At 60.6% G+C, this 13,125-nt stretch carries 19 protein-coding genes; 7 read left to right on the top strand and 12 right to left on the bottom strand.

Annotation, left to right across the window (positions count from 1 at the left end; genetic code table 11):
• Positions 1-112: 112 nt before the first annotated feature.
• Complete coding sequence (locus ASC80_RS13285) at positions 113-376, top strand: accessory factor UbiK family protein (protein ID WP_056297759.1); 264 nt, start codon at positions 113-115, stop codon at positions 374-376.
• Between the two features lie 37 nt (positions 377-413).
• Here the strand turns inward: ASC80_RS13285 and ASC80_RS13280 are convergent, their stop codons facing one another.
• Entirely contained in the window at positions 414-1,502 is a 1,089-nt protein-coding gene (locus ASC80_RS13280) for an HD-GYP domain-containing protein (protein ID WP_056297757.1), read from the bottom strand.
• A 495-nt stretch (positions 1,503-1,997) separates the two neighbouring features.
• On the opposite strand from ASC80_RS13280, the gene ASC80_RS13275 reads away from it, so the two are divergent.
• The 3 genes from ASC80_RS13275 to ychF all read left to right on the top strand — a co-directional run bounded on the left by ASC80_RS13275 (position 1,998) and on the right by ychF (position 4,565).
• Positions 1,998-2,714 carry a 50S ribosomal protein L25/general stress protein Ctc gene (locus ASC80_RS13275; RefSeq protein ID WP_056297754.1) on the top strand — a complete coding sequence of 239 codons (717 nt, stop codon included), beginning with the start codon at positions 1,998-2,000 and terminating at the stop codon, positions 2,712-2,714.
• A 15-nt stretch (positions 2,715-2,729) separates the two neighbouring features.
• The gene (gene pth, locus ASC80_RS13270; protein WP_056297751.1) at positions 2,730-3,347 is read left to right on the top strand and encodes an aminoacyl-tRNA hydrolase; all 618 of its coding nucleotides are present in this window, start codon (positions 2,730-2,732) and stop codon (positions 3,345-3,347) included.
• A gap of 120 nt (positions 3,348-3,467) precedes the next feature.
• Positions 3,468-4,565 carry a redox-regulated ATPase YchF gene (ychF, locus tag ASC80_RS13265; protein ID WP_056297748.1) on the top strand — a complete coding sequence of 366 codons (1,098 nt, stop codon included), beginning with the start codon at positions 3,468-3,470 and terminating at the stop codon, positions 4,563-4,565.
• 131 nt (positions 4,566-4,696) lie between these two features.
• On the opposite strand, the gene ASC80_RS13260 is transcribed toward ychF, so the two are convergent.
• Positions 4,697-4,996 carry a DUF4282 domain-containing protein gene (locus ASC80_RS13260; protein ID WP_056298916.1) on the bottom strand — a complete coding sequence of 100 codons (300 nt, stop codon included), beginning with the start codon at positions 4,994-4,996 and terminating at the stop codon, positions 4,697-4,699.
• A gap of 263 nt (positions 4,997-5,259) precedes the next feature.
• Here ASC80_RS13260 and ASC80_RS13255 point away from each other — a divergent pair, with 263 nt between their 5' ends.
• Both ASC80_RS13255 and ASC80_RS13250 read left to right on the top strand, forming a co-directional pair.
• Entirely contained in the window at positions 5,260-5,718 is a 459-nt protein-coding gene (locus ASC80_RS13255; RefSeq protein ID WP_056297745.1) for a MaoC family dehydratase, read from the top strand.
• A 12-nt stretch (positions 5,719-5,730) separates the two neighbouring features.
• Entirely contained in the window at positions 5,731-6,207 is a 477-nt protein-coding gene (locus tag ASC80_RS13250; protein ID WP_056297743.1) for a MaoC family dehydratase, read from the top strand.
• A gap of 99 nt (positions 6,208-6,306) precedes the next feature.
• Here the strand turns inward: ASC80_RS13250 and ASC80_RS24185 are convergent, their stop codons facing one another.
• The 6 genes from ASC80_RS24185 to ASC80_RS13230 all read right to left on the bottom strand — a co-directional run bounded on the left by ASC80_RS24185 (position 6,307) and on the right by ASC80_RS13230 (position 9,911).
• Positions 6,307-6,444: a hypothetical protein gene (locus ASC80_RS24185; protein ID WP_200941193.1), complete on the bottom strand. Its 138-nt coding sequence runs from the start codon at positions 6,442-6,444 to the stop codon at positions 6,307-6,309.
• A 154-nt stretch (positions 6,445-6,598) separates the two neighbouring features.
• A complete protein-coding gene (locus ASC80_RS13245) occupies positions 6,599-7,018 on the bottom strand; it encodes a hypothetical protein (RefSeq protein ID WP_056298913.1) in 420 nt (139 codons plus the stop codon).
• Positions 7,019-7,187: 169 nt separating this feature from the next.
• Positions 7,188-8,192 (bottom strand): hypothetical protein, encoded by a 1,005-nt coding sequence (locus ASC80_RS13240; protein ID WP_156464390.1) that lies wholly within the window; start codon positions 8,190-8,192, stop codon positions 7,188-7,190.
• 324 nt (positions 8,193-8,516) lie between these two features.
• Positions 8,517-8,654, bottom strand: coding sequence for a hypothetical protein (locus ASC80_RS23760; RefSeq protein ID WP_156464389.1), 138 nt, complete (start codon positions 8,652-8,654; stop codon positions 8,517-8,519).
• Positions 8,655-8,776: 122 nt separating this feature from the next.
• On the bottom strand, positions 8,777-9,208 hold the full coding sequence (locus ASC80_RS13235) for a nuclear transport factor 2 family protein (RefSeq protein ID WP_056298910.1): 432 nt from the start codon (positions 9,206-9,208) through the stop codon (positions 8,777-8,779).
• Positions 9,209-9,455: 247 nt separating this feature from the next.
• Positions 9,456-9,911, bottom strand: a complete 456-nt coding sequence (locus tag ASC80_RS13230; protein WP_056297738.1) for a nuclear transport factor 2 family protein — start codon at positions 9,909-9,911, stop codon at positions 9,456-9,458.
• 249 nt (positions 9,912-10,160) lie between these two features.
• Between ASC80_RS13230 and ASC80_RS13225 the strand changes: the two genes are divergently transcribed.
• Positions 10,161-10,340 (top strand): hypothetical protein, encoded by a 180-nt coding sequence (locus ASC80_RS13225; RefSeq protein ID WP_056297735.1) that lies wholly within the window; start codon positions 10,161-10,163, stop codon positions 10,338-10,340.
• A 29-nt stretch (positions 10,341-10,369) separates the two neighbouring features.
• Here ASC80_RS13225 and ASC80_RS13220 read toward each other — a convergent pair whose 3' ends face one another.
• The 4 genes from ASC80_RS13220 to ASC80_RS13205 form a co-directional block, all read right to left on the bottom strand.
• Entirely contained in the window at positions 10,370-10,723 is a 354-nt protein-coding gene (locus ASC80_RS13220; RefSeq protein ID WP_056297732.1) for a tRNA-binding protein, read from the bottom strand.
• Between the two features lie 23 nt (positions 10,724-10,746).
• Positions 10,747-11,133: a hypothetical protein gene (locus ASC80_RS13215; RefSeq protein WP_056297730.1), complete on the bottom strand. Its 387-nt coding sequence runs from the start codon at positions 11,131-11,133 to the stop codon at positions 10,747-10,749.
• Between the two features lie 205 nt (positions 11,134-11,338).
• Entirely contained in the window at positions 11,339-12,571 is a 1,233-nt protein-coding gene (locus ASC80_RS13210; protein ID WP_056297728.1) for an HlyD family secretion protein, read from the bottom strand.
• A complete protein-coding gene (locus ASC80_RS13205) occupies positions 12,564-13,025 on the bottom strand; it encodes a hypothetical protein (RefSeq protein WP_056297725.1) in 462 nt (153 codons plus the stop codon). The genes ASC80_RS13210 and ASC80_RS13205 overlap by 8 nt, the downstream gene beginning before the upstream one ends.
• Positions 13,026-13,125: the final 100 nt, after the last annotated feature.

The raw sequence follows: 13,125 nt of genomic DNA, 5'->3' as shown, positions 1-13,125 counted from the left end.
ACGGCGATCCGTCACGACACGGAACAGACCCTGTTTTGCATCTTGCGTCGGCGCGCGCCGATCCCCATTGTCAGGGCTCGTGACGAGTGGCCATGGGCTTCGGAGACAGACGATGACGCAGACCAGCAACCGGTTTTTTGACGAGATCGCGCGCCTGATGAACGACGCGGCCGGTGCCGCGCAGGGTGTCAAGCGCGAGGTCGACACTGTGGTGCGCAATCAGGCCGAGAGAATCCTGCGCGATCTCGATCTCGTCAAGCGCGAGGAGTTCGAGGCGGTCAAGGACATGGCCCGGCTCGCCCGCGAGGAGAACGAAGCGCTGAAGGCGCGCCTCGACAAGCTCGAGAAAAAAGCAGGGCCGGTCGCCGAGGCCTGAGCGCCGAAGCTGCGCACGGGAACAACTGAGACCGCGCTTATGCGCCGAACGCCACCGGGCGGAACGCCTGCAGCAATTGCATGTCGAGCTTTCCGGTCATCCGCTCCATGAAGGCGAACGCATCGGCATGGTGCATCGGCGGAGTGTCGCCGCGTTTTTCCACCAGCATGGAGAAGGTGTCGACAATGGTCAACATGCGCACGATGTCGGAAATCTGTTCGTCCCTGAGCGCATCCGGATAGCCGGTGCCGTCGAGAAGCTCGTGGTGATGCAGCACGACGTCGAGCATTTCGCGCGGGAAATATCCTTGGCGGCTGAGCACGTCGTAGCCGATACGGGCATGCTGCGCGATCTCGATCTCGTCCTGTTCGGTCAGCTTGCCCGGCTTGTCGAGAATCGACAGTGGAATGTAGGCCTTGCCGACGTCGTGAATGAGAGCCGCGCGCGCCAGACGGCGCTGGTCATGTTCACGCATGTTCAGATGCTGGGCGAAGGCGACGGCGTAGCCCGTCACCATCAGGCAATGGCGATAGCTGCGGATATGATGCTTGTTGACCGCGATCAGCCATTCGCGAAGCGTCGATCGCTTCAGCGCCTTCAGGATCGCTTTCTCCACCTGCATCACGTCGTCGAGGGTGAGCGGATTTCCCGCCGGCAACTTCTCGAAGATTTTCACCATCACCGACTGCGCGGCGGCGACGCCTTCGCTGAGCGCGGCTTCGCTTTCGCTCAATTCGTCCGGCGTTTCGGGGAAGGAGTAGCGTACGCGATGCAGGATGCTTTCGGGGTCGAACGGTCGGCGAATCGTATCGGTGGCGCCGAGCGCCCAGGCCTGGGTGGATTCGTGATGCAGGGCGTCGGCCAGCACGAACAGCCGCGGCAGGGCCTGATAGGCCTTGCCGATCAGCTTGCGGCGGATCACCTGCATGCTGTTGACCGAGGTAAGGTCAATGTCGACGACCACGCCGGAAAAGCGGCCTTCCGGGTTTTCCGGCATGTTGAGGGTTGACGTGTGTTCAACCTCGCCGGCGTTTTGCAGAATGTTGGCCAGTTCTCGGCTTCGGTCGGCGCGGTCGGACGCGAGCAACATGCGCCGTCGGGCGGGGGACCGGTTTGCCAAACTCATTTCGTCCTCTTCACGTCTTCTTCTTCTTGAGTCTTCTTGCGGTTGCAGGACGCTAACCCAGAAATTTCGACAAAACGGTTCCGTGATAGTTAGGATTTTAATGAAATGGACGCGGCGGATGGCCGCGAGGCTTCGTGGAATGGCTGGGCCGGCGGGCAATATCCGGCAGGCGAGGTTTGAGATGATTGTGGTAACAGGAACGATTGTTACGTGCCCGGGGATGGCCGCCGAGGTGCCGCCTCCCGCCAGTTCGTCCGGGCGCTGAAAGATCTGCTGGCCGAGAACACCGGAACCCAGATTGTCCGGACCGAGCCGATTCCCGATAGCGTCGCGGGTCCATTCGGGGCAAAAAACCGGCTGCTTTCCTTGTCTTTCGGGGGCTTTGGCGCTAAGAACCCCCACGTTCGCGGCCCCCGCACCCCTGGAGGCTTGCCGCAACGCTTGAACCGGGCCGCGATGCGGCCCTTAACTTTTGCGAAAACAAGGACTTAACCAATGGCGACCGTCAAGGAATTGAAGGCGACCGCTCGTCCGAAGGCCGGCAAGGGGGCCGCCCGGGCTGAACGTCGCGCTGGCCGTATTCCGGCAGTGATCTATGGAGACAACCAACCCCCGCTCGCGATCTCGGTGGACGATGCCGAGCTGCGCTTGCGTATTCAGGCCGGCCGCTTCCTCACCACGGTCTGTGACGTCGAACTCGACGGCAAGAAGCATCGCGTGATTCCTCGCGACTACGCCCTCGATCCGGTCAGGGATTTCCCGCTCCATGTCGATTTCCTCCGTCTCGGCCAAGGCGCCAAGATCCGCGTCAGCGTTCCGCTGCATATCCTGAACGCCGAAACGGCGCCGGGCGTGAAGCGTGGCGGTACCATCAATGTCGTGACCCACGCGATCGATCTCGAGTGCTCGGCTGACAGCATCCCGCAGTACATCGAGGCCGACGTCGGCTCGCTCGACATCAGCCACTCGCTGCATATTGGCGACGTCAAGCTGCCGGCCGGCGTGAAAATGCTGACCCGCGAGGACGCGACGCTGGTTACCATCGTTCCGCCGTCGGGTTACGCCGAAGAGCAGAAAGCCGCTGCCGCTGCCGCGGCCGGTGGTGCTGCCCCCGCAGCCGGTGCTGCTCCCGCGGCTGCCCCCGCAGCCGGTGCCGCTCCCGCAGCCGGTGCCGCCAAGGCGCCTGCCGCTGGTGGCGACAAGAAGAAGTAAGCGACAGCCCGCGCCATGCGCCTGTTCGTCGGACTGGGCAATCCCGGCACGAAGTACCAGGGCAACCGGCACAACATCGGGTTCATGGTCGTGGACGAGATTGCGCGGCGTCACGGTTTCGCACCGTGGCGCCGTCGCTTTCAGGGCGAGACCTCCGAAGGCACGCTCGATCGCGAGCGCGTCATCCTGCTGAAGCCCGCGACCTATATGAACGAGTCCGGCCGGTCGGTCGGCGAGGCGGCGAATTTCTTCAAGCTGACGCAGGACGACATCGTGGTGTTTCACGACGAGATCGAACTGCCGCCGGCGAAAGTGCGTGTCAAAGTCGGCGGGGGCATCGCCGGACATAACGGCCTGCGCTCGATCTCGGCGCATGTCGGCAACGAGTATCGCCGCGTCCGCCTCGGCGTCGGGCATCCCGGCGTCAAGGAACTGGTGCACATCCACGTGCTGAACGATTTCGCCAAGAGCGAGCGGCCGTGGGTCGAAGGGTTGTGCGATATCGTCGCGGAAAACGCCGCGTTGCTTGCGACGGGCAAGGACTCGACGTTTCAGAACAAGGTGCATCTTGCGATGCAGGCCAAGGGGCTTGGTCCGGAAGATGAGAACGGTACCGCAAACGGCGCCAAATAAAATGGGCTGTCATCGCCGGACTTGATCCGGCGATCCATCGCGCAGCGAAGATGGATACACGGGTCGGGCCCGCGTATGACGAACCGAAGCCGGGGCTGACGCCTCGCAAGGACAGTGGATATGGGATTCAAATGCGGCATCGTCGGACTGCCGAACGTCGGCAAGTCCACCCTCTTCAACGCGCTTACGGAAACAGCGGCGGCGCAGGCGGCGAACTATCCGTTCTGCACCATCGAGCCGAATGTCGGTGAAGTCGCTGTACCGGATCCGCGCCTCGACAAGCTGGCTGAAATTGCCAAGTCGGCGCAGATCATCCCGACGCGGCTGACTTTCGTGGACATCGCCGGTCTGGTGCGTGGCGCGTCGAAGGGCGAAGGCCTCGGCAACCAGTTCCTCGCCACCATCCGGGAGGTCGATGCGGTGGCGCATGTGGTGCGCTGCTTCGAAGATTCCGACGTCACCCATGTCGAAGGCAAGATCGCGCCGCTGGCAGACATCGAAACCATCGAGACCGAACTGATGCTGGCCGATCTCGACAGTCTCGAGAAGCGCGTCAACAACCTGTCGAAAAAGGCCAAGGGCAACGACAAGGACGCCAAGGAGCAACTCGATCTGGTGGAGCGTGCGCTGAAGCTGCTGCGCGACGGCAAGCCGGCGCGGTTTCTCGAGCGTAAGCTCGAGGAGGAACGCGCGTTCCGGATGCTCGGACTATTGACCTCGAAGCCGGTGCTTTACGTTTGCAACGTCGAGGAAGGTTCGGCGGCGACGGGTAACAGTTTCTCGCAGACCGTGTTCGAGCACGCCAAGAAGGAAGGCGCGGTTGCGGTGGCGATTTCCGCCAAGATCGAATCCGAGATCGCGACGCTGTCGCGCGAGGAGCGCGTCGATTTTCTTGAGACGCTGGGACTGGAAGAAGCCGGGCTCGATCGTCTGATCCGTGCCGGCTACGATTTGCTTCATCTCATCACTTATTTCACGGTCGGCCCGAAGGAAGCACGCGCCTGGACCATCACCAAGGGCACCAAGGGCCCTGCGGCGGCGGGCGTCATTCACACCGATTTCGAGAAGGGCTTCATCCGCGCCGAAACCATCGCGTATGACGATTACGTCGCGCTGGGCGGCGAGGCCGGCGCACGTGATGCCGGCAAGCTGCGTCTTGAAGGCAAGGAATATGTCGTCGCCGACGGCGACGTGATGCATTTCCGGTTCAATACGTAAAGGGGACCTCATCCTGAGGTGCGAGCCGCTTTTGCGGCGAGTCTCGAAGGATGACAGCACATCCGACGGCATTGCCCTTCGAGGTCTTCACTGCGCTTCGGCGCCTCAGGATGACGCGGATCGAAGCCCGCTTACGTTTGCCGCTCGCGCTCCCGGTCGCGGATGGCGCCAAGATGCTCGTTGATCCGGAAGATGATCAGGATGAACTCCGCGGCGATGCGCGAAAACACCACGCCGACGACGACCCCTGCGAGAGCGGACAGCACCAGGATAAAGCCGCCGAACGGACTGACGGCCATCTGCATCAGGCCTGTGAATACGCCGGAAATTCCGAAAAGGATGACCAGCGCGATGACCAGCCAGTAGAACGATTTGATGATGGTGGGGGTGATGAATCGGTCCCACTGAAAAAGATCCTTGATGTCGAACATCGCTCGTTCTCCCGGTCTGTCGTTCAAGCCGACGCCAAATGTCATTGCGCGCCATTTGCCGCGCGCCGATCTGCTTACGTGAATGACGGGGCTCGCGCTCATTGTCGCATGTCGCGTGGTTCGCTGAAAGTCATAGCTCGCGCGATGCTTGTGTGAATACGCGATAGCCACGGATATCCCCGCGCTCGGCTCCGTGCAGGTGCGGGTTGAGATTGCCTTCAATAACGGCCACAATCGGGCACCAGCCACGTGAAACCACGAGCATGAAACTGACATTCGAGGACTTCAAGCCCGGTCATCTCGGAACGTTCGGACCGCACCATGTCTCGCGCGAGGACATCATCGCGTTCGCCACCGAGTTCGATCCGCAACCCATGCACCTCGACGAGGAGGCGGCCAACCGCTCGATGCTGAAGGGTCTGTCAGGCTCCGGCTGGCATCTTTGCGCGATCCTGATGCGCATGTCCTATGACGGATTTATCAACCGTATTGCCTCCGCCGGTGCGCCGGGCGTCGACGAGGTGCGCTGGATGTCGCCGTTGCGGCCCGGCGACGATCTCACGCTGGAAGTGGAGGTGGTGAGCAAGCGCGAATCGAAAAGCCGTTCGGACATCGGTTTTGTCCAGTTGAAGAACACGATGAGCAACGCCGCGGGTGTCACACTGATGACGGCGGACATTCCGATCATGGTTTTGCGGCGTGCTGCCGTCGGCGTCAAATGAGGACGATCGGCAATGCCTTACTTTGAAGACATCAAGATCGGTGATCGTCGTCCGATCGGATCGTTCACCTTCACCACGGAGAACATCAAGGCATTTGCCCGCCAGTTCGATCCGCAGCCGTTCCATCTCGACGAGGAAGCTGGCCGCAAGTCGATCTTCGGCGGGCTGGCAGCTTCGGGCTGGCAGGTCAGCGCGGTGTGCATGAAACTTCTAATGGGGAGTTTCCAGCGCGAAGCCGAGGCGCGCGCGGCGCGCGGCGAGCCACCGATCGTTAATGGGCCGTCGCCGGGCTTCAAGGAATTGAAGTGGATCAAGCCGGTGCTGGCCGGCGATACGGTGACTTACGACTCGGAAATCGTCGCGATGCGTCCGCTGAAGTCGCGGCCGGAATGGGGGCTGGTGAGTTTTTTCAACACCGGCACCAACCAGCGCGGCGAACGGGTCTATTCATTCATCGCGTCCGGATTCATGGCACGGAGGCCAACCTGAGCCTTTTCGCGTCTGATGGAATCAGACGCGGAGCTGTTGGTTGGTGAACGTGGTTTCTTGACGCGAGCCGCTATGGCTTCGTGTGAAAGTGCTGTGGACCTATCCGGCCCAGGCCAGCAGCAGAACCGCGATCGCCAGCGTCAGGAACATCACAAAACGCATCAGGATGGTCGCGATGTGCGGCCGCTGCTCGGTCAGCGGAATCGGATCGGTGTGGGTGGTCTTCACGATTTTCACAATGGTCGCCCCGCATACGCAGCGCGCCGTACGGTGCCGGCGCTTGATCTATGTCGCGGTGGCGGAGGGAAAGGTTCAGCGGGAAACAAGAAAACCGCCGCGGCCCGTTACGGGCGCGGCGGTCAAGCCGGGCTGTCGCCCGGACCAGGGAGATTTATTCCTGCGGTTCGGCGGGGGTACCGCGTTTCCACTGGGCGAGATTGTCGGCGATCATCCGCGTCGATTTCATCGCGGTCTGGCTGAGCTGGGCGAAGCTCGCCAACTCGCGCTGAACGCGCTGACCTTCGCTGTGCATGAAGCTGCGCAGACTATCGAGTTCAGAGATCAGTGATTCGATTTCGCTGACCGACGCGCCGGCAACGCGCTGGATCAGGGTGTTGACGTTGCTCACCGCTGCATCGGCATCGGCCTTGACGTCCGGCGAGGCGTCGCTGCTGAGAGCGGACGGCGCCCGACGCAGATAGGCAATGTCCTTGCGGACGAAATCGCGAATCCCGGCTTCGACGTCCGAGACGGCGGCGAGATTGGCATCCTCTTCCGTTGCTTCAGGCATTTCGGATCGAATGGCTGTCATCGGCTGTTTTTCCTTAAGGTTCGCGGTGAGCGAGCGCGGATGTCCCCGCACGACGAAGTCACGGTGCCAGATTACTGCGGATCATGACCAGAAAGCGGCCGATTGACGGCAGGGTTTGGCGATTCACTGAAGTAAACAGGGTAAACAAAGTGCAAACGAGGCTGGCCGGCTACCAGCTATACTTGTACCCCGCCTTCAGGCTTCGTTCCGCATATCCCTCGGCTGTCTCGCTGACCGAGGCGGTGACGCTGACACCGCCGAACAGTTTCTGTTCGGCGCCCACATGGCTAAGCCATCTGTCGTCGGCGGTCGATAGCGTTTGTCCCGCCATCAGGCTGGTGCCGGTCCCGAGAACGTTCAGCCGCGCGGAGTTGTCGATGGCGATATTGCGGCCGGCTTGCCCGGCGATGCTCGCGAGCGGCGAGTTGCCCTGCTGGATCAGGCTGTAGCCGCTTTGCATGATGAGCGCGTACTGGCCGCTGCCAAGCGGCAGTGACTTGCTGATCGCGGTGCCGAACATGGTCTGGTCTTCGGATGGATCGATGCGCGCCTCGATCGTGGTCTTGTCCCAGATGGTGCCGACGCCGGGAGCGGTCATGCCGGCCCAGGCGCTACCCCTGGATTGCGCGTAGGGATCCGCGCCGTCGATCTTGCGTGTCAGCACCTCCTGAGCGCTCGTTGCCGGAGACGACGCGACATTCATGTCCGCGCCGATTTTTGCGTCCCAGAACGGAATGATCGATCGCCTGACCGAGACGGCCGACGAGCCGTCGTCATTGTCCGATCGTTTCCAGTCCGCGTGAGCCCTGGGTGTTCCGGCCGCAGGGGCGCGATTCTTCGGCGTCTTTCCGGGCAGCGCCGTGACGTCCGAGTTGAGCAGGCTCCAGTCGATGTCGTCCGGCACCGCGATCCGATCCGACGGGTTGGCCTCGGCGACGTCGTGCGCCTGATCCTGGATTTGATCCGGGGTCTGATCTTCGGCGTTGTTCTGGTTGTCCTGGACCTGACCTTGAACGACGTCCGGTGCGTGGTCTCCGTCCTGTGCACGAGCCGATGCGGCGCACAGCAGAATGGCGGCGCATGTCACAGCGAAGATCGGTCCGCGTGAACGGACGAGCGAGGAATTGAGTTTGCGAGGATTGACTTCAGGAGACATGGCGAATTTCGAAATCATGCAGCTCATCCGACGATTCACGGCGCGTGTGTTCGTCAGGCAGGTGGAACGACGCGGGTTAATATCAGCTTTCTGCGCCCAGTCTGCGCATCTCTTTGTGATCGTTTCCTCACAAGATGATGAACGTCGATCGGCTGCAACCTTGTTCCAATTGTGTCGCGTTGAAGGCTTGCAGGGTTCATAGGTCATTTCATTCGGAACCGATCCGCGCTTCGGACATTGTCCTGCGCATTAACAAACGGATCGGTTTCCGGAGGAGGTTGAGTGAAGAAAATTGCTTTGGCTATTGCAGCGGCAGCGGCGATTTGCGTTGCCGTCCCGGCGTCAGCGCAGACGGTTGTCATTCGCGACGGCGTACATCGTCATCATCATAACAACGGATGGCATCGCGAGCGGACGCGGTATCGTGTCGAGCGCCATCGTCACCACCGGTATCATTACAAACGCGACGTGCATCGTCATCGGTCGCACGGCCCGGCGATCGTCATCCGTCCGTGACGGGTGAGGCGTATTCAACACGATGATTCGACCCGAGCGGCCCTGCAATATGCAGGGCCGTTTTCGTTATCAGTGAGGGAGGTTTGTTAGGCGATCTTCGGCAGATGGATGGGGCGGCCGAGTGCCTGCTCGACCAGATCGAACGTGTCGACGATCACCCGCATGTTCGAAAGGCGCCCGGCCTTGAACTGCGCGAAATGAGCAAGGCGAACGCTGATCGACTGATCCGAATCCTTCGCGGTCAGCGAATATCGCATCAGGGATGCCGCCGTGTCGTCGCCGAGCATCACCGCTTCGCGATCAAAGCGCACCAGGCGGATGGTGTCGGCAATCTTGCGAACCACATCGAGAACGGCGGGCTTGCCGCGGTGGGTGCCGAAAAATCCAAACATGTCGATCGGGCCGTAAATCGTCCACTCGATGTTGTCATCGAGAATGGATTCCAGATCGCTGGTGGAGTTGTCGTTCAGCGCGAGATGAATCGCGCGCGAGAAACGCCAGAGGCTGTGCTCTGTCATTGGCTTAAGTCCTGATATCGATACGTAAACGGGCAGCGGCTGTGCGGGAATGGGCGCGCTGCCGGCAAACTGCATTTCAATTATTGGCGTTGAGATACAATCTTTTCGCACTTGCACAATGACACTTATTGCAATGCACAAATGCCCGCCGCGCAGACGTGGCGTAGCGGCCTGTTCGGCGGTATGCGGAAACCGCAATATTTAGAAAGTGTTAAGCAGTCGGATTCGCAGCTGGGCAGCCCGGCGCTTAGCCGCGCATCGCGAAATTGACCTGGCTGGCGAGATTGGCGGTGAGATCGCACCCCAGCAACTGCTGAATGAAATCGAGCGAGTCGAAGAACGCGCGGTGTTCGAGGATGAGACCGTCGCGCAGCGTGAAGAATTCCGCGATCATGAACTGCAAAACGCACTGGTCGGCGTGTTTGGTCAGGCGAGCCTCGACCATCGTCGCAGCCTTGTTGTCGTCAACGACTATGGATTGAAGCGTATAATTTCGCGCCGAGTAGCGCTCATGCTGGATTCGCACCGCCTGTGCGAGCCACATCTTGCCTTCCTTAAGGCCATGATGAGGAAAGATGTCCACTGGCGCGTAGGTGAGGGATGTCAGCGCATTGTCGCAGCATTGTTCTGCAGCCGCGATGTTGCCGGCGTAGAAGGCAGCGATAAAATCCAGCACACATTTTTTGGTTTTGTTTTCGGCCATCGCTCATTCCCAGACACGAGGCGGTACCTATTTGGGAACCGGAGGCCGATCAAGCCGCGTCTGTCATAAGGTTTACCGAACTCTTTCAAATCTGATTTCGATTGTTTCGACTTGCATGCAAGGGACGAGGTGGTCGCATCCGCACGCGTCAACCTGACGCGTGCGGATGCATGACGTTAAGTCGCACGCCCCGAACCACGCCGGGCAGCATCGTGTTGACTACCAGACCGCAGACACTCAGGGCCGATCATGACCAAGACCGTTCAACCCGTTCCGCCGGAAAACCAGAGTCACAAGGGCCCCGGCAGCGCGCCGGACGCCGAAATCGATACCACCAAGGGTCATCGCGACGACGAGAAGCAGAACATCGACGAGCAGGGTGCTCGCGCCAACGTCAAGCAGAACACCAGCAACCGCCGCTCTGGCTGACACGCAGGCCAAAACTGCTTCGCGCCGATTCAATAAACCTTCGCACCCGGCGAAATCACGGTGCCGGGGTGAGCACTGCGCGGCGATAGCACGATGACCTTCCCGTCCTGATCGGGCGCGCCGAGGATCAAAACTTCCGACATGAACCCCGCGATGTTGCGCGGCGCAAAGTTACACACGCACACCACCAGCGAGCCCATCAGTTCTTCGGCCGTGTAGTTGGTAATCTGCGCGCTTGACCACTTTTCGCCCATCTCGCCGAGATCGACGCGGACTTTCCACGACGGGTTACGCGCCTTCGGAAACGGCAGCACTTCGAGAACGCGGCCGGCGCGGAGGTCGACCTTGGCGAAATCGTCGTAAGTGATCGGGGAAGAGGGCATGGCGAACGCGCTCGAAGCGCCGGTCAGGCTTTGGTCTTCTTGGCCCTGGTCTTGGCAGGTTTAGACTTGGCAGCTTTGGCTTTGGCGGTTTTCTTCGCAGTCGTCTTGCCGGGTTTGTTCACGGAGGGTGCCGGCTTCTTCGCGGCGGCGGCCTCGACAGCCTGACGGATCGCGCGGGCGTAGCTGTATGCGGCGTTATCGGCCGACATCTGCAGCCGCTTCACCGCCGCCGTGCCAAGGTCCTGCGCGTCCTTCGCAAGTTGCCGATAGCGCTGTTTCGCCTCGGCGTCCTTGGCCTTCACGGCGAGAGAGTTGTAACGATCACGTCGCTTTTTGACGACTGCCGTCAGAGTTTTGTGTTGCTGCTTCGCAAGCTGCCGGATGACCACATCCAGATCGGCGTCTGCCATTGTTCAGTCCTCCAAGCGATATGCAAAAATTTCTGAATGACGACCTAGCAGTTGAAGAGGGGACTTTGCAATTGGCGCCGGGCAAATGCGTCATTCAGGGTTCGATCGCTCGACAGGTCCGCCTTCGGATGTGACCATGGTGCTTCTGCCATGGGCGGACGCAAGCGTCCGCCTGCCTCCGATCTCTCGGCCGGAAAGGAGGCGATCAGTGCCCGCTCAGAACCAGAGCTTTGACGGGAAGCAGGAGGGCTTGGATCCGCAGCAGCATCGCATGCACGATCCCCACCGCATCGACAGCGTGCAGCCAGATCCGTTTTGAGGCGCTGGTTTCCCTCGCGGAAATCACGTCGTGGTTGCTGGTATAGGCATTGGCGATGCAACTGCTGCCCGGCGTGACGCCTTCAAGACCGCCTTTATAGATAGGCTCCATGAACACGAGAATGGTGCCCGGTCGCAGCGTCTGCTGCGCTTCGACGAGCTGATCGCCGCCGCGGACCTGGCCCGCTGCGATGTAGTTCTGCACGCTGGTGATCACCATCGGAATAATGGTCCACGGCTTCGAAATGCAGGTGGCCTCGGCCACCATCCCGACTTTCATGACCTGCGCTTCGATCTGCCCGAACCCGGCGGCCAGTGCGCGCTCTCCCGCGCCTTCCGGAATCAGGATGCCGGCGGATCGCATGATCGGATTGACGATATCGCCCGGCCGCAATGTGAACTGCTCGACGCGGCCTGCAACTCCCGCGCGAATGAAGGTTTTGTCCAGATCGACCTGCGCCTCGGCAAGTACAGCCTCCGCGCTGGCCTTTTCCGCAGGAAGAAGAGATGTCACGCGGGCCATCACGGATTGCCGCGAAGCGTTTGCCGCATCCACGGAAGCCTGGCGCCCGGCGAGGACGACTTCCAGCTTTTCGATATCGCGCTGAGGAACCATGCCGGGGCTTCGTCTCTGCAACTCGCGTTTAACATCGAGTTCTTCGGCCGCTTGCTGATACGCGCTCTTTGCTTCCTGAATCTGGGCATCCGCTTTCAGAATATCCGCCTGCGCCGACACCATGGATGCGTCGATCTGCGCGATCTTGCGCCGCGCCGTTTCCAGTGCGGCCTGCTGTTTTGAACTGTCCAGTCTGAAAATCACCTCGCCCTTTTTCACGGGGGCGCTGAAATCGGCATGAACCTCGGCGACGCGTCCGATGGTATCCGGAATGATCGGTACGGTTCGGAAGTACAACGTCGCGCTCGTGGTCGACGGGTGAAAATAGAAAATCATCGTGATCAGGGCGACGGTCAGCATTACACATGCAGTGATACCCCATCGCAATTCGTACCAGACAGAGAACAGCGTGATCTCTTTGCCAAGCCTCTTGCCCTGCGCGTAGCGGCGATAGAGATAATCGGGAAAGATTGTCAAAAGCGAACAGAGGATCAGCTCAAGCATGACCTTGCGCCTCGCTCTTGCCGACAGGATCCTTCGTCGTGTCGGGCCCGTCCGCAGGAGCGGTGTGAGCCGCTATTTCAGGCGGCTTCTCGGATGGATCGGGCTCCGGCGGAATTCCAGCCATCTTCTGGACCGAACCTGCAATGCTGCGCAGCGGTGTGCTGAAATCGGGCAGATCGACCATGGCAAGAAACAGCCCGATCACCCAGAACAGGTGATTGTGCGTAAAGAGCGCGAGAAGGCAGAGGACGGCGACGATCTCGAATTGCAGTTTCTGCGATTTGTGCGCCATGCGCTCGGGCAGGGAATGGATCTGCAGATAAATGTTGCCGACGAAAAGAACGGCTCCGATCAGGATGATCCCGACCACCACCATCAGCACGTCCGTGTCGCCGGGGGCGGTGATAAAGCCGGGGAGATGGTGAGGCGCGATTGGATGAAGCGGCTCGCTCAAGCAGGCCTCCTGTCCGGAAAATTGCAGCGCAAAATAAAATATCAGACAAACATGCAGTCTGCGCTGAACGGTTCCATCATTGCATAGGGGTGGCGTTTGG

The sequence above is a fragment of the Afipia sp. Root123D2 genome (assembly GCF_001425835.1).
Taxonomy (GTDB): domain Bacteria; phylum Pseudomonadota; class Alphaproteobacteria; order Rhizobiales; family Xanthobacteraceae; genus Afipia.
This window is presented reverse-complemented; position numbering and strand designations above follow the sequence as displayed.

Bases quoted from the DNA above. Each gene is read 5' to 3' on its own strand.
- ASC80_RS13275 (WP_056297754.1), top strand. From the start codon at position 1,998: ATGGCGACCGTCAAGGAATTGAAGGCGACCGCTCGTCCGAAGGCCGGC.
- ASC80_RS13230 (WP_056297738.1), bottom strand. From the start codon at position 9,911: ATGGCCGAAAACAAAACCAAAAAATGTGTGCTGGATTTTATCGCTGCC.
- ASC80_RS13280 (WP_056297757.1), bottom strand. From the start codon at position 1,502: ATGAGTTTGGCAAACCGGTCCCCCGCCCGACGGCGCATGTTGCTCGCG.
- ASC80_RS13220 (WP_056297732.1), bottom strand. From the start codon at position 10,723: ATGCCCTCTTCCCCGATCACTTACGACGATTTCGCCAAGGTCGACCTC.
- ASC80_RS13245 (WP_056298913.1), bottom strand. From the start codon at position 7,018: ATGACAGCCATTCGATCCGAAATGCCTGAAGCAACGGAAGAGGATGCC.
- pth (WP_056297751.1), top strand. From the start codon at position 2,730: ATGCGCCTGTTCGTCGGACTGGGCAATCCCGGCACGAAGTACCAGGGC.
- ASC80_RS13260 (WP_056298916.1), bottom strand. From the start codon at position 4,996: ATGTTCGACATCAAGGATCTTTTTCAGTGGGACCGATTCATCACCCCC.
- ASC80_RS13285 (WP_056297759.1), top strand. From the start codon at position 113: ATGACGCAGACCAGCAACCGGTTTTTTGACGAGATCGCGCGCCTGATG.
- ASC80_RS23760 (WP_156464389.1), bottom strand. From the start codon at position 8,654: ATGACGATGCACGTCGCGTTTGTAATGATACCGGTGGTGACGATGGCG.
- ASC80_RS13210 (WP_056297728.1), bottom strand. From the start codon at position 12,571: ATGCTTGAGCTGATCCTCTGTTCGCTTTTGACAATCTTTCCCGATTAT.
- ASC80_RS13215 (WP_056297730.1), bottom strand. From the start codon at position 11,133: ATGGCAGACGCCGATCTGGATGTGGTCATCCGGCAGCTTGCGAAGCAG.
- ASC80_RS13255 (WP_056297745.1), top strand. From the start codon at position 5,260: ATGAAACTGACATTCGAGGACTTCAAGCCCGGTCATCTCGGAACGTTC.
- ASC80_RS13235 (WP_056298910.1), bottom strand. From the start codon at position 9,208: ATGACAGAGCACAGCCTCTGGCGTTTCTCGCGCGCGATTCATCTCGCG.
- ASC80_RS13250 (WP_056297743.1), top strand. From the start codon at position 5,731: ATGCCTTACTTTGAAGACATCAAGATCGGTGATCGTCGTCCGATCGGA.
- ychF (WP_056297748.1), top strand. From the start codon at position 3,468: ATGGGATTCAAATGCGGCATCGTCGGACTGCCGAACGTCGGCAAGTCC.
- ASC80_RS13240 (WP_156464390.1), bottom strand. From the start codon at position 8,192: ATGATTTCGAAATTCGCCATGTCTCCTGAAGTCAATCCTCGCAAACTC.
- ASC80_RS13225 (WP_056297735.1), top strand. From the start codon at position 10,161: ATGACCAAGACCGTTCAACCCGTTCCGCCGGAAAACCAGAGTCACAAG.